This window comes from Hoeflea phototrophica DFL-43 (genome assembly GCF_000154705.2).
GTDB lineage: Bacteria > Pseudomonadota > Alphaproteobacteria > Rhizobiales > Rhizobiaceae > Hoeflea > Hoeflea phototrophica.
Genome location: NZ_CM002917.1, coordinates 1,934,291 through 1,959,584, shown reverse-complemented (window position 1 = coordinate 1,959,584; position 25,294 = coordinate 1,934,291). Strand labels below are relative to the sequence as shown.

General features: G+C 59.5%; 25 protein-coding genes and 2 pseudogenes. 14 read left to right on the top strand and 13 right to left on the bottom strand.

Annotated elements, in window-relative coordinates; all coding sequences use genetic code 11:
• Window positions 1-106: 106 nt before the first annotated feature.
• Both HPDFL43_RS09255 and HPDFL43_RS09250 read right to left on the bottom strand, forming a co-directional pair.
• Complete coding sequence (locus HPDFL43_RS09255; RefSeq protein WP_007197052.1) at window positions 107-505, bottom strand: NADH:ubiquinone oxidoreductase subunit NDUFA12; 399 nt, start codon at window positions 503-505, stop codon at window positions 107-109.
• Between the two features lie 102 nt (window positions 506-607).
• Window positions 608-1,072 carry a GNAT family N-acetyltransferase gene (locus tag HPDFL43_RS09250; protein ID WP_007197051.1) on the bottom strand — a complete coding sequence of 155 codons (465 nt, stop codon included), beginning with the start codon at window positions 1,070-1,072 and terminating at the stop codon, window positions 608-610.
• A gap of 171 nt (window positions 1,073-1,243) precedes the next feature.
• On the opposite strand from HPDFL43_RS09250, the gene HPDFL43_RS09245 reads away from it, so the two are divergent.
• Entirely contained in the window at window positions 1,244-1,684 is a 441-nt protein-coding gene (locus tag HPDFL43_RS09245; protein ID WP_156970239.1) for a hypothetical protein, read from the top strand.
• 10 nt (window positions 1,685-1,694) lie between these two features.
• Here HPDFL43_RS09245 and HPDFL43_RS09240 read toward each other — a convergent pair whose 3' ends face one another.
• Together HPDFL43_RS09240 and gatB are read right to left on the bottom strand one after the other, a co-directional pair.
• The gene (locus HPDFL43_RS09240; RefSeq protein ID WP_007197049.1) at window positions 1,695-2,192 is read right to left on the bottom strand and encodes a GNAT family N-acetyltransferase; all 498 of its coding nucleotides are present in this window, start codon (window positions 2,190-2,192) and stop codon (window positions 1,695-1,697) included.
• A 10-nt stretch (window positions 2,193-2,202) separates the two neighbouring features.
• On the bottom strand, window positions 2,203-3,708 hold the full coding sequence (gatB, locus tag HPDFL43_RS09235) for an Asp-tRNA(Asn)/Glu-tRNA(Gln) amidotransferase subunit GatB (RefSeq protein WP_007197048.1): 1,506 nt from the start codon (window positions 3,706-3,708) through the stop codon (window positions 2,203-2,205).
• Between the two features lie 179 nt (window positions 3,709-3,887).
• On the opposite strand from gatB, the gene HPDFL43_RS09230 reads away from it, so the two are divergent.
• A complete protein-coding gene (locus HPDFL43_RS09230; protein ID WP_156970238.1) occupies window positions 3,888-4,169 on the top strand; it encodes a DUF6455 family protein in 282 nt (93 codons plus the stop codon).
• Window positions 4,170-4,256: 87 nt separating this feature from the next.
• Here HPDFL43_RS09230 and HPDFL43_RS09225 read toward each other — a convergent pair whose 3' ends face one another.
• A complete protein-coding gene (locus HPDFL43_RS09225) occupies window positions 4,257-4,790 on the bottom strand; it encodes a GNAT family N-acetyltransferase (protein ID WP_007197046.1) in 534 nt (177 codons plus the stop codon).
• Window positions 4,791-5,109: 319 nt separating this feature from the next.
• Here HPDFL43_RS09225 and HPDFL43_RS09220 point away from each other — a divergent pair.
• The 4 genes and pseudogenes from HPDFL43_RS09220 to HPDFL43_RS21945 form a co-directional block, all read left to right on the top strand.
• A pseudogene (locus HPDFL43_RS09220) lies at window positions 5,110-5,370 on the top strand (transposase); the annotation flags it as partial.
• A gap of 72 nt (window positions 5,371-5,442) precedes the next feature.
• A protein-coding gene (locus tag HPDFL43_RS09210) for an IS3 family transposase (RefSeq protein ID WP_156970198.1) occupies window positions 5,443-6,530 on the top strand; the annotation gives its coding sequence in 2 pieces (ribosomal slippage) (window positions 5,443-5,698 and window positions 5,698-6,530; 1,089 coding nt in all).
• A gap of 44 nt (window positions 6,531-6,574) precedes the next feature.
• Window positions 6,575-7,068: pseudogene (locus HPDFL43_RS09205) on the top strand (IS5 family transposase); the annotation flags it as partial.
• 103 nt (window positions 7,069-7,171) lie between these two features.
• The gene (locus HPDFL43_RS21945) at window positions 7,172-8,323 is read left to right on the top strand and encodes a hypothetical protein (RefSeq protein ID WP_156970237.1); all 1,152 of its coding nucleotides are present in this window, start codon (window positions 7,172-7,174) and stop codon (window positions 8,321-8,323) included.
• A 13-nt stretch (window positions 8,324-8,336) separates the two neighbouring features.
• Here the strand turns inward: HPDFL43_RS21945 and gatA are convergent, their stop codons facing one another.
• From gatA to HPDFL43_RS09180, 4 genes are all read right to left on the bottom strand, one after another.
• On the bottom strand, window positions 8,337-9,818 hold the full coding sequence (gene gatA / locus HPDFL43_RS09195) for an Asp-tRNA(Asn)/Glu-tRNA(Gln) amidotransferase subunit GatA (RefSeq protein WP_007197043.1): 1,482 nt from the start codon (window positions 9,816-9,818) through the stop codon (window positions 8,337-8,339).
• Window positions 9,815-10,297 carry a GNAT family N-acetyltransferase gene (locus HPDFL43_RS09190; RefSeq protein ID WP_007197042.1) on the bottom strand — a complete coding sequence of 161 codons (483 nt, stop codon included), beginning with the start codon at window positions 10,295-10,297 and terminating at the stop codon, window positions 9,815-9,817. Before HPDFL43_RS09190 ends, gatA begins: the two co-directional genes overlap by 4 nt.
• A gap of 4 nt (window positions 10,298-10,301) precedes the next feature.
• On the bottom strand, window positions 10,302-10,589 hold the full coding sequence (gene gatC, locus HPDFL43_RS09185) for an Asp-tRNA(Asn)/Glu-tRNA(Gln) amidotransferase subunit GatC (protein ID WP_007197041.1): 288 nt from the start codon (window positions 10,587-10,589) through the stop codon (window positions 10,302-10,304).
• Between the two features lie 99 nt (window positions 10,590-10,688).
• Entirely contained in the window at window positions 10,689-11,396 is a 708-nt protein-coding gene (locus tag HPDFL43_RS09180) for a metal-dependent hydrolase (RefSeq protein WP_007197040.1), read from the bottom strand.
• A 100-nt stretch (window positions 11,397-11,496) separates the two neighbouring features.
• On the opposite strand from HPDFL43_RS09180, the gene ruvX reads away from it, so the two are divergent.
• Window positions 11,497-11,985, top strand: a complete 489-nt coding sequence (ruvX, locus tag HPDFL43_RS09175) for a Holliday junction resolvase RuvX (RefSeq protein WP_007197039.1) — start codon at window positions 11,497-11,499, stop codon at window positions 11,983-11,985.
• Here ruvX and HPDFL43_RS09170 read toward each other — a convergent pair.
• Window positions 11,980-12,330 carry a DUF6105 family protein gene (locus HPDFL43_RS09170; protein ID WP_007197038.1) on the bottom strand — a complete coding sequence of 117 codons (351 nt, stop codon included), beginning with the start codon at window positions 12,328-12,330 and terminating at the stop codon, window positions 11,980-11,982. The genes ruvX and HPDFL43_RS09170 overlap by 6 nt on opposite strands.
• Window positions 12,327-12,917 (bottom strand): hypothetical protein, encoded by a 591-nt coding sequence (locus HPDFL43_RS09165; RefSeq protein WP_156970236.1) that lies wholly within the window; start codon window positions 12,915-12,917, stop codon window positions 12,327-12,329. The genes HPDFL43_RS09170 and HPDFL43_RS09165 overlap by 4 nt, the downstream gene beginning before the upstream one ends.
• 163 nt (window positions 12,918-13,080) lie before the next feature.
• Between HPDFL43_RS09165 and HPDFL43_RS09160 the strand changes: the two genes are divergently transcribed.
• Window positions 13,081-14,016, top strand: a complete 936-nt coding sequence (locus tag HPDFL43_RS09160) for an AEC family transporter (protein WP_007197036.1) — start codon at window positions 13,081-13,083, stop codon at window positions 14,014-14,016.
• Here the strand turns inward: HPDFL43_RS09160 and HPDFL43_RS09155 are convergent.
• Window positions 13,998-15,674 (bottom strand): acyl-CoA dehydrogenase family protein, encoded by a 1,677-nt coding sequence (locus HPDFL43_RS09155; protein ID WP_040449160.1) that lies wholly within the window; start codon window positions 15,672-15,674, stop codon window positions 13,998-14,000. The genes HPDFL43_RS09160 and HPDFL43_RS09155 overlap by 19 nt on opposite strands.
• 127 nt (window positions 15,675-15,801) lie before the next feature.
• Here HPDFL43_RS09155 and HPDFL43_RS09150 point away from each other — a divergent pair, with 127 nt between their 5' ends.
• From HPDFL43_RS09150 to dprA, 4 genes are all read left to right on the top strand, one after another.
• A complete protein-coding gene (locus HPDFL43_RS09150) occupies window positions 15,802-16,734 on the top strand; it encodes an aspartate carbamoyltransferase catalytic subunit (RefSeq protein ID WP_007197034.1) in 933 nt (310 codons plus the stop codon).
• Window positions 16,731-18,017 (top strand): dihydroorotase, encoded by a 1,287-nt coding sequence (locus tag HPDFL43_RS09145; protein WP_007197033.1) that lies wholly within the window; start codon window positions 16,731-16,733, stop codon window positions 18,015-18,017. The genes HPDFL43_RS09150 and HPDFL43_RS09145 overlap by 4 nt, the downstream gene beginning before the upstream one ends.
• Before the next feature lie 90 nt (window positions 18,018-18,107).
• Window positions 18,108-18,686: a glycerol-3-phosphate 1-O-acyltransferase PlsY gene (gene plsY, locus HPDFL43_RS09140; RefSeq protein WP_052093182.1), complete on the top strand. Its 579-nt coding sequence runs from the start codon at window positions 18,108-18,110 to the stop codon at window positions 18,684-18,686.
• Complete coding sequence (dprA, locus tag HPDFL43_RS09135) at window positions 18,686-19,837, top strand: DNA-processing protein DprA (RefSeq protein WP_007197031.1); 1,152 nt, start codon at window positions 18,686-18,688, stop codon at window positions 19,835-19,837. Before plsY ends, dprA begins: the two co-directional genes overlap by 1 nt.
• Here dprA and HPDFL43_RS09130 read toward each other — a convergent pair.
• On the bottom strand, window positions 19,817-19,975 hold the full coding sequence (locus HPDFL43_RS09130) for a hypothetical protein (protein ID WP_342586392.1): 159 nt from the start codon (window positions 19,973-19,975) through the stop codon (window positions 19,817-19,819). The two genes, dprA and HPDFL43_RS09130, sit on opposite strands and share 21 nt — an antisense overlap.
• A gap of 297 nt (window positions 19,976-20,272) precedes the next feature.
• On the opposite strand from HPDFL43_RS09130, the gene topA reads away from it, so the two are divergent.
• Window positions 20,273-22,912, top strand: coding sequence for a type I DNA topoisomerase (gene topA / locus HPDFL43_RS09125; protein WP_040450045.1), 2,640 nt, complete (start codon window positions 20,273-20,275; stop codon window positions 22,910-22,912).
• Complete coding sequence (rnr, locus tag HPDFL43_RS09120) at window positions 22,909-25,290, top strand: ribonuclease R (RefSeq protein ID WP_007197028.1); 2,382 nt, start codon at window positions 22,909-22,911, stop codon at window positions 25,288-25,290. Before topA ends, rnr begins: the two co-directional genes overlap by 4 nt.
• The last annotated feature ends 4 nt before the right edge of the window (window positions 25,291-25,294 follow it).

The window sequence follows — 25,294 nt, the reverse complement described above, 5'->3', positions numbered from 1 at the left end:
CCCCGGAAGGCCACGGCACATCTTGGGCAGCGAGACTAGTTCACCGCCGTCAATGAAGCGTTAACCATGCAATTGTGGCGCGGCTGGGCCGGAAAACTGACGAATGTCAGGATTTAGGGGTCCAGGCATCATAATCGCCGGTGACCGTCGGGCGGGCACCCTGATTGAGGATGGAGCCCTTTGGACGGTAGGCACGCCCGGTACCGGTCAGGTTCTCCTGATGCGGCTTTTCCCAGGGCTTTGCAGCATAGGTCTCGGACGGCGGCGCCACATCGGTGCGGTGATGCATCCAGCCATGCCAGCCGGGCGGAATCATCGATGGCTCGGAGGGACCGTTGTAGATCACCCAGCGCCGTGTGCGGCCTTCGGAATCCTTGCCGCCCTGATAGTAGACATTGCCCATCGCGTCTTCGCCGACGCGCTCGCCGTTCCGCCAGGTGTGGAATCGAACACCGATGGTCTGGCCGCTCCACCAGGTGAAAATCTGAAGCAGTAACGTCTTCATGAAAGCCTCTCGTGCCGGAACCCGCCGGCAGCCATGTGTGCCGGTGCTTGCCTGCTTATGGCCCGCAGAAGCCATGATGTCCAGTGGTGCGGGCACTCATGCTCAGCGCAATTTCATCTTGAAGCCCAGATGGCTCTGGCTGAAGCCGAGCCGCTGGTAAAACCGGTGCGCATCTGTGCGGCTTGCGTTCGACATCAATTGAACGAGCCGGACACCCTGCGCCCGCCCCTCTTCAACCGCGTGGCGGATCATCGCCTCGCCGATGCCCGCGCCGCGCATATCCATTCTGGTGTGCACGGCTTCCACCGTCAGATTGCTGGCGCCCTTGCCAGTCAGAGACGTGATCAGCGTTGTCTGGAAGGTGCCGACCACCTCGCCCTCCATGACCGCCACATAAAGCGTGTCATTTGGGCTTGCCGCAATACGATCAAACGCCTCGAGATAGAGTGGCAGATCAGCCGGATCGGCGCTGTCGCCATGGCCACCGAGCGCGTCCTGGGCGAACATGACCGCGATCGCGGCGACATCTTCGGGCTCGGCCTGACGGATCTGGATGTTGGTTGACATGAATTGAAACTCCTTACTCTGGCTGAACCGGGTGCTTGCGTGCGGTCCTCCACACAGCAGCCAGCGAACAGGCACAGGACATTGATCTCAACCGTCTATGGCAAAGGACTGTTCTGAGCAGCTGCTTATTGTCATGATGCCGTTTCTGATCGCAAATACATGGGGAAGACAATGATATCCTTGAGAACGGTTGCCATTGCGGCAAGTCTGACGTGCTTGGTTTCAACGCAGTTGGCCAGCCCGGCGTCGGCACAGGACGGGCCAATCGGCATCGCTTTTGCCGAGGCGCCCGAACAGTCCTCCGGTGTGTGCACCGGACAAAGCACTGACAAGACACTTGCCTGCGCGCGGGCCAAATGCGTCGAGGGCGGTGCCATGGAGCAAGATTGCCTGAGGGTGAAGTGGTGCTATCCGGCAGGATGGTCAGCGGACCTGTTCGTCCAGCACCGGGAAGGCCCGCATTGGCACGAATATCTTTGCGGGTGGGACAGCAAGGAGGCGCTGATGGCCGCCGTCGCTGTGGCCTGTGACCGGGAGCGCAGAGACTTTCTGATCGAATGCTCAGCCGTGCGGTTCTGGGATGACCGGGGCCAGGAGCTTGAAGCGAATTGAGCAGTCCGGATCACCCGGTGAGCGGCTTGGTCATGATCAGGGCCGGAATACCCGACTGATCCTTGCCGCAATTGCCGGTGCGGCCGGTCTCTTTCATCCCGTGCGCCTGATAAAACGCGATCGCCGGTTCGTTGCCGGGATCGACTTCGAGCGTGAGGCTTTGGGCGCCCGGGAAACAGGTCTCGATCTCGGCAAAGAGATCGCGGCCAATGCCCACCCCCTGGCATTCTGGCCGCACATAGAGCTGGTGCAGGGAGACGATGTGGGTGCCTGATGCATGGCTGGCAAAGGCCATGCCGCCAATCATCTTGCCATCATCGGCAACCAGGAACTCGCCATCAGGCCGCGCCAGATTGGCCTTGACCGCTGCTTCTGAATGCCAGTCGGCGATAATTTCCTCGACCTTCGCCGCCCCATAGAACGGCGCATAGGTCGCCCGCCAGGTTTCCGCCAGCACTTCACGGATGGCCGCGATGTCGCGTGCGGAGGCGGAGCGGACGAAGAACATCGGGTCCGGCCTACTCGTCCACGATGCCGAGCTTGGCCTTGACCAGGTCCTGCACGGCCTTCGGGTTGGCCTTGCCGCCGGTGGCCTTCATGACCTGGCCGACGAACCAGCCTGCGAGCGCGGGCTTGGCCTGGGCCTTGGCGACCTGATCGGGATTGGCGGCGATAACCTCGTCGACAGCCTTTTCGATGGCGCCGGTGTCGGTGACCTGCTTCATGCCGCGCTTTTCGACCACATCGGCCGGATCTCCGCCCTCTTCCCAGATGATCTCGAAGAGGTCCTTGGCGATCTTGCCGGAGATGGTCCCGTCCTTGATCATGTCAATGATTGCGCCAAGTTGGGCGGGGGAAACCGGAGTCTCTTCAATGGCTTTGCCGGATTTGTTCAAGGCGCCCAAGAGGTCGTTGATGACCCAGTTGGCTGCCATTTTGCCGTCGCGCCCCCTGGCCACTTCCTCGAAGTAGTCAGCGATCGCCTTCTCCGAGACAAGGATCGACGCGTCGTAGACGCTCAGGCCCATGTCGGCGACAAAGCGCGCTTTCTTGTCATCGGGCAGTTCCGGAAGATCGGCCTTCAAGCTCTCGACAAACGCGTCATCAAACTCGAGCGGCAACAGATCGGGATCAGGAAAGTAGCGGTAGTCATGCGCATCTTCCTTGGAGCGCATCGACCGGGTCTCACCCTTGGCCGGATCGAACAGACGGGTTTCCTGATCGATGGTTCCGCCGTCCTCGATGATGGCGATCTGGCGGCGGGCTTCGGACTCAATTGCCTGACCAACGAAGCGGATCGAGTTGACGTTCTTGATTTCGCAGCGTGTTCCAAATTCGCCGCCGGGCTTGCGGACAGACACGTTGACATCGGCGCGCATCGAGCCCTCGTCCATGTTGCCGTCGCAGGTGCCGAGATAACGCAGGATCGAGCGCAGCTTGGTGACATAGGCCTTGGCCTCGTCGGCCGAGCGCATGTCCGGCTTGGAGACGATCTCCATCAGGGCGACGCCCGAGCGGTTGAGATCGACATAGGACATCGACGGATGCTGGTCGTGCATCGACTTGCCGGCATCCTGCTCGAGATGCAGCCGCTCAATGCCGATCTCGATATCCTCGAACTGGCCCTGGCGGTCCGGTCCGACGGAGATGATGATCTTGCCCTCTCCGACAATCGGGTCCTTGAACTGGGAGATCTGGTAGCCCTGCGGCAGATCCGGGTAGAAATAGTTTTTGCGATCAAACACCGAACGGTTGTTGATCTGGGCCTTGAGACCAAGCCCGGTGCGCACGGCCTGGGCCACACATTCCTGGTTGATCACCGGCAGCATGCCGGGCATCGCCGCATCGACGAGGCTGACATTGGAATTGGCGGCATTGCCAAAATGGGTCGAGGCGCCCGAAAACAATTTCGAATTGCTTGTGACCTGGGCATGGACTTCCAGGCCTATGATGATTTCCCAATCACCAGTGGCGCCGGAAATCAGGCGCTTCGGGTCAGGAGTGCGGGTGTCGACGAGGCTCATGGCAGGCTCATTTTCTTACAAGGATCAGCTCACTGTCGGGTAGAACAAAGCCGTCCCGACTGCAAGGCTTTGAGCTCCTGTCTGACCATTGTGACGGTCAAATAGCGCAATTGACCCAGATCAAGGCAGGGTTGAGCGGCGCGTGCGATTCTTCCGTTGAGATCAAAAGGGAGTGGATCATGAGCGTTTTGAATATCTTCAGCCGTCTGACCAACCGGGCAGACTTGATGGACGACATGATGGACAAGTTGGGCGTGAGCGAAGAGATGCATCAGATGCCCGACCATGCCGGCGTGTTGCGCCGTGCCGCCAATCGCTGCCTGAGCTGCGAAAAACCCGATTCGTGCCAGCAATGGCTCAACACCGAGATCAGCCCCAGCGAAGCGCCCTATTTCTGCAAGAACCATGACCTTTTCGAGCGGGTGATCGAGAAAATCAACGCCAAGTCACCCGCAGCCTGACTTCAACCCTCCCTCCAGGCAAAGTGATCTTTGCCCAACTGACATTCCCGGGACGGCTTCGCCGTCACCGGGTTTTTTTGGCTCATATCACAGGCTGTAGGTGCCATCCTCTTCAGAGCCCTGTTCCGAAGCAATGGCGCCGGGCTCGAACTCCTTGATCATCTCGACCTTGTCGATGTCCTCATCGAGTGGTTCTGAATAGGTGACGAAATAGGATTTCACCCGATAGCCGAAGCGTTTGAACAGCTTGATGGCACCCGCGTTGCGGGCATGGGTGTCGAGGCGGGCTGTGGCAAAACCACGGTCTCTGATTCCCTCCTCAATCTTTTCCAGCAGTGCTGTGCCCATGCCATGCCCCTGAAACTCTGGCAGCACCCACAGATCGGTGATGAAATCATCGGCCTTTTCACAGGCGCCCCAACCGGCGAGATCCCCGTCCCATTCGGCAACCAGAATGTCGGGCCAGCATCGGGTGCAGAAATCGAAATAGGCCTCTTTGGCATTCTCGCGCAGCCGCTCGGCATCCTCGCCCCACAAGCGGATCGCCTTTTCCCAGGCAGCGAGGCCGATCCTGGCGAGATCCTGGGCTTCCGCGGAATTGGCAGGCCGAATTGAGAGCATTCAGACCGCTCCGTAAGTTCATCGTCACGCCAAAACGCGCGCTACATGGCCCAACTGTCGTGGTATTCTAGCTGGCGATCAAGTCTTTCCCGGAGCATTTTGTCCAAAAGGCACGTCACTTGCTGCCGCGCTTTTCCACCTCAGGTTATATTTTGTCTCCTATTTCCAATAGAAATGTGTATCTCTTTCTGAGCCAACAGAGGTGTAAATCACTATGACAAGCGAGAATGTCAGGGAATTCTCTGAACTAGGGCCTGTGGACATTCAGGATTCCCATCGGGTTTGATTTCTGATTCAAACTTTCCAAACGGAGGTTTGAATGAACGAGCAGCGCTTTGTGGTGACGGATGATGTATGGCAGCGACTTGAGCCGCATTTGCGTGGAAAGGCCAGCGATGCGGGAGCCACGGCAAGAGACAATCGGCTGTTTCTTGAATCAGTTTTTTGGCGCGTTCGGACCGGCTCACCATGGCGCGACCTGCCGCCAGCTTTCGGGAATTGGAACAGTCAGTTTCGGCGGTTTCGCCGCTGGGCGAAGGCGGGAGTATTCGAGGATCTTTTCAAAGCCATGAGCGGTGACCCGGTAATCCCCCCTCAAAATAACGGGCTTCAAAAGTAGAATTTTCTCGGCAATATGATCGAGGAGATTTCGATGAAGACGAGCAGATTTAGCGAACCACAAATCCTGGCGATCCTGCGCCAGGCAGAAGGCGGCGTCCCGGTGCCAGAGTTGTGCCGGGAGCATGGGATGAGCACGGCCTCATTTTACAAATGGCGGGCCAAGTACGGCGGCATGGACGCCTCGATGATCAGCCAGATGAAGGCTCTGGAAGACGAGAACCGCCGGCTGAAGAAAATGTATGCCGAGATGAGCATGCAGGCCGAACTTCTGAAAGAGGCTCTTGGAAAAAAATGACGCGGCCATCTCAACGCCGGGAGATGGCCGGGAAAGCAGTGGCGTTGCGAGGGGTGAGTATTGCGCTTGCCTGCCGCACCTTCGAGGTCAGCGAGACCTGTTATCGTTACAGTGCAAAGCTGAACGACGAGAATGAGCATATTGCCGATCTCCTGATCGGACTGACGAGGGCCAAGAAGACCTGGGGTTTTGGCCTGTGCTTCCTGTATCTGCGCAACGTCCAGGGACATCGTTGGAACCACAAGCGTGTCTATCGCATCTACCGCAAACTGGAACTGAACCTGCGGATCAAGCCGCGTAAGCGTTTGAAGCGGGACAAACCGGATGCACTGGCCGTCCCGGATCAGCCAAACCTGGTCTGGTCCATGGACTTCATGGCGGACCGTCTGGAGGATGGAAGGCAGTTCCGGCTGTTGAATGTCCTTGACGACTTCAACCGCGAAGGGCTCGGCATCGAAGTGGATTTCTCGCTTCCCGCCGAGCGCGTCATCCGCAGTCTGAACCAGATCATCGAATGGCGCGGCAAACCGATGTCGATACGAGTCGATAACGGCCCCGAATATGTCAGTGGTAAACTGATGGAGTGGGCCGAAACACAAGGCATCGCGTTGAGCCACATTCAGCCCGGCAAGCCGCAGCAAAATGCCTATGTCGAGCGCTACAACCGCACAGTCCGGCATGAATGGCTCGACCAATACATCATCGAAAGCATCGAGGAGGCACAGGAGTTCGCCACGCAATGGCTATGGACCTATAACAACGAACGGCCCAATATGGGCATCGGCGGCATAACTCCCGCACAGAAACTCAAAATGGCCGCGTGAATTCTACCGCCGAGCCCCGTTAAAAACGGGGGGATTACCACCCCGACCTCGAATATGCGCTCATCGACGGCACCATTGTTCAGGTTCACCAGAAGGCAGCTGGCGCAAAAGGGGGACTCAGGCTCAGGCCATCGGGCGCTCACGCGGCGGCCTGACGACCAAAATCGTTGCACTCGTCGATGCTCTTGGCAACTTGGTCCGCTTTCTGCTGCTGCCGGGTCATGCGCACGACATGAAAGGCGTTGCGCCGCTGATCCGGGATGTCTCCTTCGGCGCGCTAATGGCGGATAAAGCATTCGACGCGAACTGGCTTCTAGAGGAGTTGGATGAGCGTGGCGCAAGCGCCGTGATCCCACCGAAATCAAACCGAAAGCAACAGCGTGACTACGATGTCGAAGCCTACAAGTGGCGGCATCTGGTTGAAAACTACTTCGCGAAGATCAAGGAATTCAGAGGCATAGCAACACGCTATGACAAAACGGACTGTAGCTACACAGCCAGTTGGAACCTTGCCGCGACCCTGATTGCGTCAAGATGATTGTCCACAGGCCCTAGTTTTGAAATCATATTTTTATGAGTCTGGACCAACAAGAAGCAATCGCAACAGTGACCGCACAAGCCACTTCGCAAAAACCCCACCAATGAGATTTGAACTTCCAATTTACTCAGAACCATCGTCACTAATATTGGCCTCCCTATTTCTTCGTGAAAAGCAGAATCGAATATTCGACGCAGTGCCAATTTCAACGATTGACAGCTTCATAGACGAAGTATTTTGCAATGAAATCTACGATTTTGTTTCAAAAAGGCATCATCTTGAGAGAGATAATTGCTATTTTGATAGCTTCAATTCCGATGATCTTACGAAATTCGTCGGCTCAATAGGCTGTCGAATTTTCAACGGCCCGCCTCCGAAAACCTACTCTTTTCCAGTATCCTGCTTAAATGTCTCAAGCCCGTATCATGGTGATGAGTTCTACATCCTAAATGAAGAAGAGGTTGATCATGGTCGCGAAGACGGTGTTATTGCCAATTCGATAAACGATCAGACTGTTGACGGCTGGGTCGGCTTTAGCGCGCCATTTACTGAAGTAGCCCAGAAACACAAACGAATTGTCATGGCTGCGGTTTCTCTTCGTTTGGGACGAACTGAGCGAACGCAGAAAACAATCGCTCAGCCTCCGAACGGCTTCTTAACCCATGGAATTGCTGAAGATCTTAGCTGGTCGACATCCACTGAGCATGCACCTCAATTGGGATATCAAATAAACATCGAAACCGAAGATCATTACTGGCTGGGAAAAATCGACGGCTTAATATCCAGTGACACCAAACCCGACAGGCGAACAAGAAAATCTCTCGAATATTTCTACTATGGTTGGTTTAGGTCAGACAATGAAAGAGTTCCATTCAATTTCATGGCGATAGATGCTCTATTTGGGCAAGGATCAGGACCAACTGGATTTAAAATAAAAACCGGCATTATGAATAATATAGGACAAATAATTGACGAGAATCGCTTAGATCAAATAATTTTGATACGCAATCTATTTGTGCACGGAGCATGTCCGGACATATACGATTCTTCAATATACAAAGATTACATTAAAACCTATGGATTTGACCCTACTGTTGATATTGATTACATAACCGCCTCTTGCCTCCGCAGATTTATTTTTGGCGAAAATTTTAAAATTCAACCAAACCCCTACTACGACGACCTAGAAAAGCTGAAGACGCGCGGCATATTTCCAACAAAGTCTCTGCATAACCCCATCATTACAGAGATTTAATACATAGACTCATTCACCACCACCGCTTCGGCTCGAACCTTCCAGCCGCCTGTTCGATCACGTGGGCGGTCTTGAACAGGGTTTCTTCCTCGAAGGGGCGGCCGATCAGCTGCAGGCCGAGGGGCAGGCCCTTGGGGTCGAGGCCGGCAGGCACGGCGATGCCCGGGAGGCCTGCCATGTTGACGGTGACGGTGAAGACGTCATTGAGATACATCTTGACCGGATCTGCGGCCAGTTCCTCGTCGCCGATTGCGAAGGCCGAGGACGGCGTGGCGGGCGTCAGGATGGCATCGACACCGGCGTTGAAGGCCAGCTCGAAATCCCGTTTGATCAAGGTGCGGACCTTCTGGGCGCGCAGGTAATAGGCGTCATAATAGCCGGCCGAAAGCACATAGGTGCCGATCATGATGCGGCGCTTGACCTCCTGGCCAAAGCCTTCGGCGCGGGTTTTCTCATACATGTCGGCGATGTCCTTGCCGGGCACGCGCAGGCCGTAACGCACGCCATCATAGCGCGCCAGGTTCGACGAGGCTTCGGCGGGGGCAACGATGTAATAGGCGGGCAGCGCGTATTTGGTGTGCGGCAGCTCGATATCGACGATCTCGGCGCCCGCATCCTTAAGCCAGGCAATCCCCTGCTGCCAGAGCGCGTCGATCTCGGCGGGCATGCCGTCCATGCGGTATTCGCGCGGGATGCCGATCTTCAGGCCCCTGACGGAACCGCCGAGCGCGGCTTCGTAATCAGGCACCGGCAGATCAACCGAAGTGGTGTCCTTGTCGTCAACCGAGGCCATCGACTTGAGCAGGATCGCCGCATCGCGCACATCGCGGGCAATCGGGCCAGCCTGATCGAGCGAGGAGGCAAATGCAACCACGCCCCAACGCGAGCAGCGGCCATAGGTTGGCTTGATGCCGACTGTACCGGTGAAGGCTGCGGGCTGACGGATCGAGCCGCCGGTGTCGGTGGCAGTCGCGCCGGCACACAGCATCGCCGAGACAGCAGCAGCCGAACCGCCCGACGAACCGCCGGGAACCAGGTCGGAATTGGAGCCTTCTGCGCGCCACGGGTTGATCACCGGGCCGTAATAGGAAGTCTCATTCGACGAGCCCATGGCGAACTCGTCCATGTTCAACTTGCCCAGCATCACCGCGCCATCGGCCCAGAGATTGGCGGTGACTGTGGACTCGTAGCGCGGCTTGAAACCGTCAAGCACGTGAGAGCAAGCCTGGGTGTGCTCACCTTCGGTGCCGAACAGGTCCTTGATGCCAAGCGGAATGCCCTCGAGCGCGCCAACGGTTCCTGCAGCGCGGCGAGCGTCGGAGGCCTTCGCCATGTCGCGGGCCTTGTCGCCGGTCACCGTCACATAGGCATTGAGCGCCTTGTTGGCGGCTTCGATCGCGGCCAGGTAGGCGTCGGTCAGATCGGCGCTTGAAAGCGCGCCCTTGTTCATCTCGTCGCGGGCTTCGGCGATGGTCAGGCGGGTCAGGTCACTCATGCGGACAACTTCTTTTCAAAGAACCGGGAATAATCGGATTCGGGATAATCAAGCACGACACCACACTCGGTGAAGCCGTGGTTCTGATAAAGGCGGACGGCGGCGGCAAGTCCCTCGCCAACACCGGTCTCAAGCACAAGCCGCTCGATACCAAGCGCCCTGGCACGGGTTTCGATGGCGTCCAGCAGTTTCACACCGATGCGCTGCCCGCGCACGGCGGGATCGGTGTACATGCGCTTGATCTCGCCCAGGTGCTGACTTTGAAAAAGGCCAATGTCCTTGAGCGCACCAACGCCCACAGCAAGACCATCCCCATTGCGCGCAACAAAGACGGTGGTATCGCTGGCGGCCATCTCGTCAATATCGAGGCCGAAATTGAACTCAGCAGGTGCCAGCGGCGCCAGATGCGCATCCAGCGCTTCAACCAGCGTCTTCACCTCGTCCTGAAGCGGACTTTCAATGGCGATTGAGACAGCCATTTGCTTACTCGACCACCTTCGGCACCATGAAGAAACTGTCGGTCGTCTCGGGCGCATTGGCGACAATGTCCTCAGCCTTGGAGCCGTCGGTGACGACGTCTTCGCGCTTCTTCATCGCCATGGGCATCACCGAGGTCATCGGCTCGACGCCATCGACATCGACTTCGGACAGTTGCTCGACAAAGCCGAGGATGACGTTGAGTTCGCCTTCCATGCGCGCGGCTTCCTCTTCGGAGACAGCAATGCGGGCCAGGTGCGCAACGCGTTTGACGGTGGCAAGATCTACGGACATCAGGTCCTCATCGGGTGGTTTGAACGATTGGCCCCGCTATAGCGGTGGGCGGCGGGCCACGCAACTGTGGAGCCGGGGTTTTGTCGCAAAGCCCGGCGGTCAGGCCTCGACGCTTTCCCCCGATTTGGGCACGGCAACATTTTGCGCATCCCCTTCCATCGCCTCGACAAAGGCATCCGCGGTCTGATCGATGATCGGGAACGTGCCGTAATGGCAGGGGATCACCTTGGCGAAGGAGAAGAACCTGCGGCAGGCGAGTGCCGCAACAGCGCCGCCCATGGTGAAGCGGTCGCCAATCGGAACCAGCCCGATTTCAGGGCGGTGCAACTCGTTGATCAGCGCCATGTCGGAGAAGATATCGGTGTCGCCCATGTGCAGCAACGATGGCTCATCCTCGAAATGCAGCATCAGCCCGTTGGCATTGCCCAGCGAATGCGACACGCCGTCCGAGGTGATGTGCGCCGAAGAATGGAGCGCGTTGACGAAGGTGGTGGAAAAGCCACCCAGTGAAATCGTGCCGCCGGTGTTGCCCGGCTCAAGCTTGTCGAGACCATGATGCTGGCCGAGCCAGGTCGCCAGATCGGCATTGGCAAGCACCACTGCGCCGGTTTCCTTGGCGATTTGCGCGGTGTCCCCCACATGGTCGCCATGGCCATGGGTGAGGAGAATATGGGTCACGCCCTTGGCCGCGTCCTTGAGGTCATTGCCGGCAAAGCCGGGATTTCCCGTGAAAAACGGGTCTATCAGAATGGTCGCCTTGGCGGTTTCCAACCGGAAGGCTGCATGGCCGAGCCAGGTGATCTTCATGCGCGTGTGCTCCCTCGCCTTTTACGGGTTTCTTGGCTAAACCCGGTTTGTGCGAACCTAACCCGGCAGAGGCTGTGGCGCAAAGGCGGAGTTGTTGAAAATGGCAGTCATGGAAGTCGAGGATCTGGAGGCGTTCCTAACGCCTGGTCAGACCATCGCCGGACTGGATCTGGGGACCAAGACCATCGGTCTCGCGGTTTCGGACCTGTCCCGGTCACTGGCCTCTCCAAGGCCGGTGATCAAGCGCCGGAAGTTCACGCTCGACGCCATTGACCTGCTCACAGCGCTCAAGCGCGACCAGGTGGGTGCAGTGGTGATCGGTCTGCCGGTCAACATGGATGGCAGCGAAGGGCCGAGGGTGCAGGCCACGCGCGCTTTCGTGCGCAACATGATCGAGAAAACCGATCTGCCCTTCGTCTTCTGGGACGAGCGGCTGTCGACGGTGGCTGCTGAACGGGCGCTGATTGAAATGGATGTGTCGCGCAAGAAGCGGGCCGAACGGATCGATTCGGCGGCGGCAAGCTTCATCCTGCAGGGGGCGCTTGACCGGCTCCAGGGGCTGCGCGCAGCCGCCCGGACCAGGTCATGACATCCGGGGGTATTCCTGGTCAGGCGCCTTGATGCCGTCAATCGGCACATCATGGCTCGCGTCACGCGTGAACCATCCCTTGATTGCCGACCAGATCTGCTTGCGGCGGCGCTTGATCACAATGAAGCCAAGCACCAGTAATGTGTCGAGGATGATGGCCTTGAGCACCAGCGGCGGGATCGATTCGGGTTTGATGCCGAGAAGATCACCGTAAATAATGAAAACCAGGTCATGCAGATCCCGGCTCAGGATCCTGTAGCCGAAGTTCATGTCGTAATAGGACAGGCCATACCAGCCGCCAAGCAGCGTGATCGGGGTCACCCAGAGGATCAGGAACGTTCTCACGACTGGACCTCCCGGCGCGACAGCGCGGCTATCTGGGCGCTGAAGGCTGCGTGCGTGGCCGCATGATCAGCGATCACATCATCGATACCGACTGCGGCTTCATCACGGCTGGGGGTGTCCACCACTTCGGAACGACCGACGGCCATGGCGATCAGCGCAACCCCGCCAAGCGCGAGCAGTTGCAGAAGAACAAGAACGCCCGCCTCGCCGCCTGCAAACGCAATGATGGCTGCACCGGCACCCGCTGCGGCCACACACGCCGCAGCACCTTCTGCAAGCGGCCTGGCATCGCGTTGTTCGGCTTCCTGACCGAACACGCAAAACAGCATGGAAAACAGAACAAGTCCGGCGGCACCGAGATTGAACCCGCCAAGCAGACCAAGCAGTACGCTCTGAGTTGTTGCAGAAAATCCGATTGCAGTCATCGCCACCAGCGCCGGTTCGATCAGGCCTGTATTGGCAAACAGGACAAGCCCGGCAAGCTGCAGCCCACCCTGCGGGGTGTAGGTATAAACCAGTGCCAGCATCGACAGGAAGACCATCCAGAAGGTCATCATAGACGCATAAAACAGTCGACTGGGCTTCATCTGGAATCCGTTTCCACACTGGAATGGCAAGACATACTCCGCCGGAGCATGCAGTCAGCGACACACAGGCGCAACGTAAACCATTTGTTAACCTTAACGCCGGAGCCATTGCCCAACCAGTGCGGCAGGCCTAAGAGAAAGCTCCTTTCATCCAGCTGTCCCCATGATTCCAATCTTCGAGAGCATTTTACCGATCTTTCTCATCGTGCTGCTTGGCGCGGCGCTCAGGCGTGCAAAAGTCATCGATCAGAGCGTCTGGCCCGGGCTTGAAATCCTGGGGTATTATGTGCTGTTCCCCGCACTCCTTTTCCTGACATTGGGACGGGCAGACTTTACCGGTCTTGAACTTGGAAAAGTCGCCATGGTTTCGCTGCTTGCGATGGCGGTGATGACGCTGTTGTTGATCCTGCTCTACCCGCTTGGGCGTCTGCGTGGACTGAGTGATCCGAGCTACACATCGGTGTTTCAGACCTCTTCACGCTGGAACGCGTTCATTGCGCTGGCAATTGCGCATAAAATCTCCGGGCCCGAGGGTCTGGCGCTTGTGGCGCTGGTGATGGCGGTGATCATTATCCCACTCAATCTCATCAATGTTGCCATGCTGGTCTGGTTCAGTCCCGGGGCGCGCAGCATGTCCGTGCTGGTCAAGCGGATTGTCGGCAATCCGTTGATCCTCGGCTGCCTGCTTGGACTTGCCGTCAATTTTGCGCCCTTCGGGATCTATCCTCCACTTGAACAGGCGGTCGACCTGATCGCCCGCTCCGCGCTCGGCCTCGGGCTCCTGATGGTTGGTGCGGGATTGAAGGTGTCGGACGCGCTCCGGCCCGGCCCGGCGGTGCTGTTGCCGACAGCGCTCAAGCTGGTGGTGTTTCCGATCATCATGATCGCGCTGGCGCTTGGCTTCGGTCTTGAAGGCGAGACAGTGACCGTTCTCGCACTATGCGCAGCAGTGCCCACGGCGATGAACGGCTATCTGCTGGCGCGGCAGATGGGCGGTGATGCACCGCTCTATGCCGCAGTAGCAACCTTGCAGACAGCCGGGTCTTTCCTCACCATCCCGGCGGCACTCTGGGCCGCAGCTCAGCTGGCCGGCGGGTAGAGAAGGTCCACGATCTGGCGCGCGTCAAAACGGGCATCGAGCATTCCATAGGTCGAGCGCCAGGCGCCACCGAGCCGGGTCTCGACAAAGGCTTCGGCCACATGGCCGGCCCCAAGCCGTGTCAATTCCGCTGCCGCAGCAGCCAAGGCCATCTGTTCTGTCAGGAGCCGCCCTGCCCCTTCGTCCCGCTCGGCCACTGCCATGCAGGCGCGCAACACATCAACAGTGCGCGGCCCCGCAGCCCCAAGGTCGGTGTTGATGCTGTCGAGCGCCACATCGCAGAGCTCGCGGCCACGGGTGAGCACCCTGAGCACATCGAGCGCCATCACATTGCCCGAGCCTTCCCAGATCGCATTGACGGGTGCTTCACGATAGTGCCGGGCGATGGCGCGGTCCTCGACATAGCCATTGCCACCCATGCACTCCATGATCTCGTAGAGCACCGATGGCGCGATCTTGCAGACCCAGTACTTGACCACCGGTGTCAGCAGCCGCGCGATTGCGGCTTCAGCGGGATTGTCACGGGCATTGTCGAAGGCGCGGGCCAGTCTCATTGAGAGCGCCGTGGCACCTGCCACCTCAAGTGCAAGATCGGCCAGCACACGGGCCATCAGTGGCTGATCGATCAGCAACTCGCCAAACACACGGCGGTGGCGGCAATGATGCACGGCTTCGGCCAGGCTGGCGCGCATCATGCCGGCGGAGGCCAGCGCGCAGTCGAGACGTGTCAGCGTCACCATGTCGAGGATGGTGCGGATGCCCTCCCCCTCGCCGCCAAGCAGAAACCCGTAGGTGTCGGAGAACTCAACTTCCGAAGAAGCGTTGGAGCGGTTTCCAAGCTTTTCCTTCAGGCGCTGCAGACGCAGGCCATTGAGCGTTCCATCCTCGAGGATGCGCGGCACCAGAAAGCAGCTCAGGCCTTCCTCCGACAGGGTATCGCCTGAAGCCGCACCACCGGTCCGTGCCAGCATCACGAAAGCATCCGACATCGGTGCCGAAAGGAACCATTTGTGGCCCTCAAGCCGGTAGACCCCTTCGCCCACGCGCACCGCACGGCTTTCATTGGCGCGGACATCGGTGCCGCCCTGTTTCTCGGTCATTCCCATGCCGATGGTGACGCCGGTCTTCTGCATCGCGGGGCGGTGGCTGGAATCATAACGGCGCGACACGATTTGCGGCGCCCAGCTTTTCTCGATCCGCGGCGCGGCCATGATCGCCGCAATCGAGGCGTTGGTCATGGTCAGAGGGCAAAGATGTCCGCACTCAAGCCCGGCGGTCAGATAGAAGCGGATGGCGCGGGCCTGGTGGGCGACGCCTTTTTCGTCGCGGCGGCCCTCCCAGACAGAGCCCTGCAGGCCGATCGAGACCGAACGGCGCATCAGCGCGTGCCAGCTGGGATGAAAATCCACCTGGTCGATGCGGTTGCCGGACGCGTCGTGGGTCCTGAGTTCGGGCACCGCGCGATTGGCGATACGGGCGAGATCCTGGGCTTCCGCGGAGCTTGTGTATTTGCCCACCGTCTCGAAATCTGCGCGCAATCCACGCGGCATGTCGGCGGCGATGTCCTTGAGCAACGGATCTGAACGAAACGCGTTGTGACCTGCAAAGGACGGGCTTTGGTTTTTGGCCTTGTGGGCTGATGACTGTGTCGGGCTCATTCAACCTCGCTTACAGGGATTCGCGCCTCATTGCATGGGGACATCGCGAAATTCGAGCGCCGCCATCCTTGCCCCTGCCCCAGAACCTTTCTATGAACGCCTGAGATTGTAAATCACAGGATGTCCGATGTCATTTCCGCACCGTCATCTGCTCGGCATCAAAGGGCTTTCGGAACACGACATCCACTATTTGCTGGATCACTCCGACGAAGCCGTGAAAATCTCCCGGCAACGCGAGAAAAAGACCACAACGCTTCGTGGTCTCACCCAGATCAATCTGTTCTTTGAGAGCTCGACCCGGACACAGGCCTCGTTCGAACTGGCGGGAAAACGCTTGGGCGCGGACGTGATGAACATGTCGGTCGCCAATTCGAGCGTCAAGAAGGGTGAAACGCTGGTCGACACCGCAATGACGCTAAACGCAATGCGGCCTGACGTTCTGGTGGTTCGCCATTCCTCCGCAGGTGCCGTGGCACTGCTGTCCCAGAAAGTCGGCTGTCCGGTGATCAATGCCGGCGACGGTGCGCATGAACACCCGACCCAGGCGCTGCTCGACGCGCTGACCATCCGCCGCGCCAAGGGCAAGGTCGGCCGGTTGATCGTGACCATTTGCGGCGATGTGCTGCATTCGCGCGTGGCGCGTTCCAATATTCTTCTGCTCAATGCACTGGGCGCGCGGGTGCGGGTCGTGGCACCGTCCACGCTGCTGCCTTCGGGCATCGCCGATATGGGCGTCGAGGTGTTCCAGAATATGCAGGAAGGCCTCAAGGACGCCGACGTGGTGATGATGCTGAGACTGCAGCGCGAGCGCATGGCAGGCTCCTTCGTGCCCTCGGTGCGTGAGTATTTCCGCTACTACGGGCTTGATGCCGACAAGCTCGCCTTCGCCAAGGATGATGCGCTGGTGATGCATCCAGGCCCGATGAACCGCGGCGTCGAGATTGCCTCCGACATTGCGGACGGCCCGCAAAGCGTAATCGAGCAACAGGTGGAGATGGGTGTGGCGGTGCGCATGGCCGTGATGGAAACGCTGATGCTCAAGGGGGAGTTGGCGCGATGACCACTCGTCTCCTTCAAAACCTGCGGATTGTCGACCCGTCACAAAGCATGGACGAAACCGGCTCGATCCTGATTGTCGACGGCAAGATCGCTGCGATAGGCGCTGCCGTTGGCAATAAGGACATTCCCGCAGGCTGTGAAACCGAAGACTACGTTGGGCTGATTGCCGTGCCGGGCCTCGTCGATGCCTGTGTGCATATCGGCGAACCAGGCGCCGAGCACCGCGAAACGATCGCCTCGGCAAGCCGCGCCGCGGCCAAGGGCGGGGTCACCTCGATCATCATGATGCCCGACACCGAACCGATGATCGACGATGTGGCACTGGTGGATTTCGTCCAGCGGCTGGCGCGCGACGAGGCGATCGTCCATGTCTACCCAGCCGCGGCTCTGACCAAGGGGCTCAAAGGCGAAGAGATGACCGAGTTCGGGCTGCTGCTTGAGGCCGGAGCCGTGTGGCTGTGCAATGGCCGCCATACGGTCGGCAATCCGGCGGTGATGCGTCGCGCCATGACCTATGCAAGGGATTTCGGCGCAGTGGTTGCAGTGGCTACACAGGACCGGCATTTGAGCGCCACTGGAGTGATGAACGAGGGCTTGTATGCAAGCTGGCTTGGCCTGTCGGGGATTCCGCGCGAGGCCGAGATCATTCCGCTTGAACGCGATCTAAGGCTCGCAGCTCTGACGCGCTCACGCTACCACGCGATGAGCATTTCGGTGCCTGAGTCCGCCGAGATCATTCGCGTCGCGAAAGCCAAGGGGCTGTCAGTCACAGCCGGGATCTCGATCAATCACCTGACGCTCAATGAAACCGATATCGGCGAATACCGCACCTTCTTCCGGCTGTCGCCACCGCTCCGGACGGAGGATGACCGGCGGGCCATGGTGGCTGCACTTGCAGACGGGGCAATCGACATCATCGTGTCAGCACATGATCCACAGGACGTGGACACCAAGCGGCTTCCATTCGGCGATGCAGAAAACGGCGCGATCGGGCTAGAAACGCTGCTTGCCGCCGCGCTCAGACTGTACCATTCAGGCGATGTTGAACTGATGCGGCTGGTCGATGCGATGTCGACACGACCAGCCCAGATCCTGGGGCTTGACGCCGGCACGCTCAAGGTGGGCGCGCGCGCCGACATCGCGCTTATTGATCCGGAATATCCTTGGGTGCTTTCCAAGGATGACATCGCATCAAAGTCCAAGAACAGCGCGTTTGAGGATGCACGGTTTACGGGCAAGGTGTTGCAAACCCTGGTTGCAGGTGCCACAGTTTACCACGCCTGAGGCTGTTTTTTCCGCTGGTGCCACAACGCTTGAAGCAAGGAAATCCCTGTCGTGCCTGAATTGATCAGCTGGACCCTGCCTCCCTCCATCATGCTCGGCGCCCTGCTTTTCGGCTATCTGTGCGGCTCAATCCCGTTTGGCCTGCTGCTGACCCGCATGGCGGGTCTGGGTGATGTGCGCAAGATCGGATCGGGCAATATCGGTGCAACCAATGTGCTCAGGACCGGAAACAAGAAGCTGGCCGCAGCCACACTGCTTGCCGATGCGCTCAAGGGCACGGTGGCGGTGGTTGCCGCACGGCAGTTCATCGGCTTGGAAGCCGCGCTGATTGCCGGGCTTGGTGCTTTTCTGGGTCATCTCTATCCGGTCTGGCTCAAGTTCAAGGGCGGCAAGGGCGTCGCCACCTATCTCGGCGTCCTGCTGGGCCTTGCGCCATTGATGGTGCTGGTGTTTGCCGCGGTCTGGCTTGGCATGGCAAAGATCTTCCGGTTCTCTTCGCTGGCAGCTCTTGCAGCAGCTTTGGCGGTGCCCGTTGCGCTTTATCTCTACGGGCTGCCAGAAATCGCGTCACTGTTTGTGGTGATGTCGCTGATCACCATTCTCAAGCACCATGAGAACATCCGACGTCTGATGGCCGGCACCGAAAGCCGCATCGGGGACAAGGGCTGATGTCTGCCGGCGGCGAGGGACGGCGCGGTGTCGTCCTTACCGACCGCCAGCGGCTCTCATGGCTCAGGCTGATCAGGTCTGACAATGTCGGACCTGCAACCTTTCGCGATCTGATCAACCATTTTGGCTCCGCAGATGCGGCGATCGAACAGTTGCCCGAACTGTCGCGCCGTGGCGGTTCGGCGCGTGCGATCCGGGTTGCAAGCATTGAGGAGGCGGAGCGCGAGCTTGAAACCGCAGAGCGGTTTGGCGCTGTGTTCGTCGGCATTGGCGAACCGGACTACCCGCCCGCGCTCAGACGTATCGATGGCGCACCACCGCTGATATCGGCGGTCGGTGATCTGGCGCTGGCGACACAGGTCGCGGTTGGCATCGTCGGCGCGCGCAATGCTTCGGTTTCAGGCGCGAAGATGGCGGCACGGATGGCGCGTGATCTGGGCGCCGCGGGTTATGTCGTGGTCTCAGGGCTGGCTCGCGGCATCGATGCGGCCGCACACCGGGCGAGTCTCGAGCACGGCACCATTGCGGCACTGGCTGGCGGACTGGATCAACCCTATCCACCGGAAAACCTCGACCTTTATGACGAGATCCGAGCTGGCAAGGGCCTGGCAATCAGCGAAATGCCGATGGGATGGGAGCCGCGGGCGCGTGACTTTCCGCGCCGAAACCGGTTGATCGCCGGCGTTGGACTTGGACTGGTCGTGGTGGAGGCCGCTCAACGCTCCGGTTCACTGATCAGTGCGCGCCGGGCTGCCGATTTCGGCAGGCTGGTGTTCGCCGTTCCCGGCTCCCCACTCGACCCGCGCGCCGCCGGCGCAAACGGATTGTTGAAGGATGGCGCCATCGTCACCACCTCCAGCCAGGATGTGATTGAAGCGCTTGCGCCCTCCAGCCGGCTGTTTTCCGATGATGAACCGGTGATGGAAGAGCCCGGCGATGACGAAACAGATCGGTTCGCTGAACCCGGGGACGATGACCGGGCCCGTGTGATCGAGGCGCTTGGCCCCTCGCCTTCGGAGGTCGACGACATCATCCGGCACACCGGTGTTGCCGCTGCCACGGTCTATCTGGTTCTCATCGAGCTCGATCTGGCAGGCCGGCTGCACCGCCACCCCGGCGGCATGGTGTCGCTAGCCTTTGACGATCCGTAAAGGCCGGTGCCCGGCGAGAACGTCACCGGCCTCAAGATAGGCCATTTCGATGAGATAGCACAGCATATCGGCGTTCTCATTGTCGGCGACCGTACGCAGTTCACCGAGCATTTGCCTGATATAGGTAATATTCTGCACTGTTTGGGCACTCTTCAGTGAATCTGGTGTTGGGCTGTTTGCCATTCCCGATCCCTTGGATTTGACGGTGCCCTGACTGCTTTACCTACAGCCAAATGCGATCAAAAAACAGGATAGAGCATTTATCTTTAATTGCAACACGGTTGCAATCGCGCATTGGTTGTATTCGGGTGTGAAATGGCCGCTTTTGTCAAGATGGGGTTGACCGAACCGGATTCCCTGTACATTTCGTGTGCCGGATCGGCATGGCGCGAATTCGCGCGACCTGCCGAAACCCCGGCCGAGTGCGAGCAACTTATGAATGTAGTGGTAGTGGAATCGCCTGCGAAGGCGAAAACAATCAACAAATATCTTGGCGCCGGTTTCAAGGTTCTGGCCTCCTTCGGCCATGTCCGGGATCTTCCGGCCAAGGACGGATCAGTGCTGCCCGATGAAGACTTCGCCATGTCGTGGGAAGTCGATACCGCGTCCAACAAACGCCTCAAGGACATCACGGAGGCCCTAAAGGGCGCAGACTCACTGATCCTCGCGACCGACCCCGACCGCGAGGGAGAAGCGATTTCCTGGCATGTGCTGGAAGTGCTCAACAAGAAAAAGGCGCTCAAGGACAAATCGGTCAAACGGGTGGTCTTCAACGCGATCACCAAGAAATCCGTACTCGACGCGATGGAGAACCCGCGCGAAATCGACACGCCGCTGGTCGACGCCTATCTGGCACGCCGTGCGCTTGACTATCTGGTGGGCTTCAACTTGTCCCCGGTGCTGTGGCGCAAACTCCCCGGCGCGCGCTCTGCCGGCCGGGTCCAATCCGTGGCGCTGCGACTCGTCTGTGACCGCGAAAGCGAAATCGAGCGGTTTGTCTCGGAGGAGTACTGGCAGATCTCCGCCGATCTGAAGACACCCCGCGGTGATGGTTTCACCGCAAGGCTCGTTTCTCACGATGGTGAGAAGCTCAACAAGATGTCGGTAACCAACGGTGACGTGGCCGGCGATATCCGCACCATGCTCGAGAGCGCCTCGTTCCAGGTCGACAGCGTCGAGGCGAAGCCGACCCGGCGCAACCCGTCGGCTCCCTTCACCACATCGACCCTGCAGCAGGCGGCGTCCTCCAAACTCGGGTTCAACGCCTCACGCACCATGCAGGTGGCGCAGAAACTCTACGAAGGCATCGACATCGGCGGGGAGACCGTCGGTCTGATCACCTATATGCGAACCGACGGCGTTCAGATGGCGCCCGAAGCGATCACCGAAGCGCGTGAAGCGATTTCAACCCGCTTTGGCAGCCGTTATGTGCCCGATCAACCGCGAATCTATTCCACCAAGGCAAAAAACGCGCAGGAAGCGCACGAAGCGATCCGTCCGACCGGGTTCGAGCGTGCGCCCGATGACCTTAAGCGTTATCTGGATGCCGATCAGTTGCGGCTTTATGACCTGATCTGGAAGCGGGCGACGGCGAGCCAGATGGCCTCGGCGGAAATCGAGCGCACCAGCGTCGAGATCACCGCATCGGGCAATGGCAAGACCGCGGGCCTGCGTGCCACCGGTTCGGTGATCCGGTTTGATGGCTTCATTGCCGCCTATACAGACACCAAGGAAGACGGCGAGCAGTCCGATGGGGATGATGAGGACGGCGCGCGGCTGCCCGAAATCAATGCCAAGGAAGCGGTGGACAAGGAAAAGATCAACGCCACGCAGCATTTCACAGAACCGCCGCCGCGCTTTTCGGAAGCCTCGCTGATCAAGAAGATGGAAGAGCTCGGCATTGGCCGTCCCTCGACCTATGCCTCGACGCTGGCCACGCTGAGGGACCGCGAATATGTGGTCATCGACAAGCGCCGATTGATCCCCGAGCCCAAGGGCCGGCTGGTGATCGCTTTCCTCGAGAACTTTTTCGAACGCTACGTTGAATTCGGTTTCACGGCCGATCTCGAAGAAAAGCTCGACCGGATCTCAGCAGGCGAACTTGCCTGGAAGGACGTCTTGCGTGAGTTCTGGGTGCAGTTCCATGCGCATATCGACGACACCAAGGAGCTTCGCGTCTCCCAAGTGTTGGACGCCCTCAACGAGGCGCTGGCGCCGCTGGTGTTTCCGGTCCGCGAGGATGGCTCCAACCCGCGCATCTGTCCGACCTGCGGAACCGGCAACCTGTCGCTCAAGCTCGGCAAATACGGGGCATTTGTCGGCTGTTCGAACTACCCTGATTGCAATTTCACCCGCCAGCTTTCGGCCGATCAGGATGCGTCCGGTGATGCTGCCCTTTCCAATGAACCCAAGGATCTGGGAAAGGACCCGCACACCGAAGAGCCGATCACGCTTCGCACGGGACGTTTCGGGCCTTATGTCCAGCGCGGCGAAGGCAAAGAAGCCAAACGCTCGAGCCTGCCCAAGGGCTGGGCGGTTGATTCCATCGATCACGAAAAGGCTTTGGCGCTTTTGAGCCTGCCGCGCGACATCGGTCAGCATCCGGAAACCGGCAAGATGATCTCGGCTGGCCTCGGCCGCTATGGCCCGTTCGTGCTGCATGAGAAGACCTACGCCAATCTCGAAAGCATCGAGGACGTGTTTTCCATCGGGCTCAATCGTGCGGTTTCGGTGATCGCCGAGAAAATCGCCAAGGGTCCCGGACGCGGACGGGGCACACCGGCTGCGCTGAAAACGCTTGACGATCACCCCGATGGCGGACCGATCACCGTCCGGGATGGCAAATACGGTCCCTACGTCAACTGGGGCAAGATCAATGCGACATTGCCCAAGGACAAGGACCCGGCCTCCGTCACCATGGAGGAAGCGCTGGAGCTGATCACGGCGAAAGCCGGGACATCAGGCAAGAAGAAGAAGCCCGCAGCCAAAAAACCGGCTGCCAAGAAGGCAGCCAAGCCAAAGGCGAAAAAGGCCACGACCGCAAAAGCCAAGACCGCCGCCGCCGAGAAGGAATGAGTTTGGGCTCCCCTCCCCGCAAGCCCCAGGCCGGCAAGCCCAAATCGTCAGGCAAACATCCCGCCCCCAAAGCGGATGGCAAGGATGCTCCGGCGTTTCGCCGGGGCGACCTGCCTGACCGTGAGACCATCTTGCGGTTTTTGAGCGAGAATCCCGACCGGGCCTCCAAACGCGATATCGCCAAGGCTTTCGGCCTCAAGGGCGACACGCGCAGCGAACTCAAGGCGCTTTTGCGCGAGCTTGAGGACGAAGGCCTGATCGAGCGGGACCGTAAGACACTCCGGCGGCCCGGCACGCTTCCCGCCGTGACGGTTCTCGAAATCACCATGCGCAGCGCCAATGGCGACCTGATCGCGCGTCCGGCAGAATGGCTTGAAGAGCACGGAACGGCTCCTGTGGTCACTGTTCGCCAGTCCAATGCCGGGCGTGACAAGGGCCGCAGCAAGTCACGCACGCCATCGACGGCAGCCGGAATCGGCGACCGGGTTCTGGCGCGCATTTTCGCTTCGACGCACGGCGCTTCCACTGCATATACGGCGCGGATCATGAAGGTGCTCGACCGCCGTGGCGGCGCTATCCTCGGTGTCTTCAAACAGACCCCTGGCGGCGGCGGGCGGCTGATGCCGATCGAACGGCGCGGCGAGGAATATCTAATTGATCCGGACTTCACCGGCGAGGCCAAGGATGGGGACCTGGTCGAGGTCGAAACCGCCCGGCTCGGTCGCATGGGCTTGCCCCGTGCCAAAGTCATGTCGGTGCTGGGTTCCGTAGAGGGTGAAAAGGCGATCTCGATGATCGCCATTCATGCCCACGGGATCCCGTACATTTTTCCTGACGATGTGCTCGCCGCCGCGGAGGCTGCAAAGCCCGCACCGCTGAAGGGCCGCGAGGACTGGCGTGACATCCCGCTGATCACCATCGATCCGGCTGATGCCAAGGACCACGATGACGCAGTCTATGCCGAGGACGACCCTGCGCCCGAGAACCCCGGCGGCGTGATCGTCACGGTCGCGATCGCGGATGTCTCCTGGTATGTGCGCTCAGGCACGGCGCTCGACCGGGAAGCGCTCAAGCGAGGCAATTCGGCCTATTTTCCCGACCGGGTGGTGCCGATGCTGCCCGAGCGGATCTCCAATGATCTGTGCTCGTTGCGCGAAGGCGAAGACCGCCCGGCGCTTGCGGTGCGGATGACCTTTTCAAGCGATGGCCGCAAGATCAGCCACCGGTTCCACCGGGTGATGATCAAGAGCGCGGCCAAACTCTCCTATCAGCAGGCACAGGCTGCGATCGATGGCAAGCCGGACGACAAGACCGGCCCTTTGCTGGAGCCCGTGCTCAAACCGCTGTGGCACGCCTATCAGGTCCTGAAACGTGGCCGTGACAGGCGTCAGCCGCTTGAACTCGACATGCCTGAACGCAAGATCCTGCTCACCCCCGAAGGCAGGGTCGACAAGGTGGTGGTTCCCGATCGCCTGGATGCCCACAAGCTGATTGAAGAATGCATGATCCAGGCCAATGTGGCAGCCGCGGAAACGCTCGAGAAGCGCCGGCAGCCGCTGATCTTCCGGGTGCATGACCAGCCCTCGCTGGCCAAGCAGGAGGTGCTGCGCGAGTTCCTGGGAACATTGGGAATGTCGCTGGCAAGAGGTGCTGCGGTGCGTGCCAGCGCCTTCAATGGCATTCTGGCGCGAGCCCAGGGCGAACCGCACCAGATCATGGTCAACGAGATGGTCCTCAGAAGCCAGAGCCAGGCCGTCTATTCGCCCGAAAATCTTGGCCATTTCGGCCTCAACCTTATGAAATACGCCCATTTCACCTCGCCGATTCGCCGTTATGCCGACTTGATCGTGCACCGCGCTCTGGTGGGCTCACTGGGACTTGGCGAAGGCGCGATCACGCCCGAGCAGGAAGCAACGCTCGAACCGATCGCAGCGGAAATCTCGACAACCGAGCGCCGGGCCATGGCGGCCGAACGCGAAACCGTAGACCGTCTGGTGGCGCACCATCTGGCGGGGCGCATTGGCGAGGCGTTTGACGGCCGGGTGTCGGGCGTTACCAAGTCCGGCCTGTTTATCAGCCTGCCGCAATTTGGCGCAGACGGGTTTATTCCGGTTTCAACGCTCGGACTCGACTACTATCATTATGATGAAGCGCATCAGGCGCTGACCGGTGAAAAGACAGGCTTGGGCTACCGGCTGGGCGACAGCGTCGAGGTCAAGGTCGTGGAAGTGATCCCCCTGGCGGGATCAATGCGTTTCGAGATGCTCAGCGAAGGGCGGAAAATGCCCACGGGGATACGATCATTCCACAAATCCGGCCGTGCCCGGCGTGGCGGACCGAAAAAGCCCGGCACAAGGCCGCCACGCGGTCGCCGGTGACACG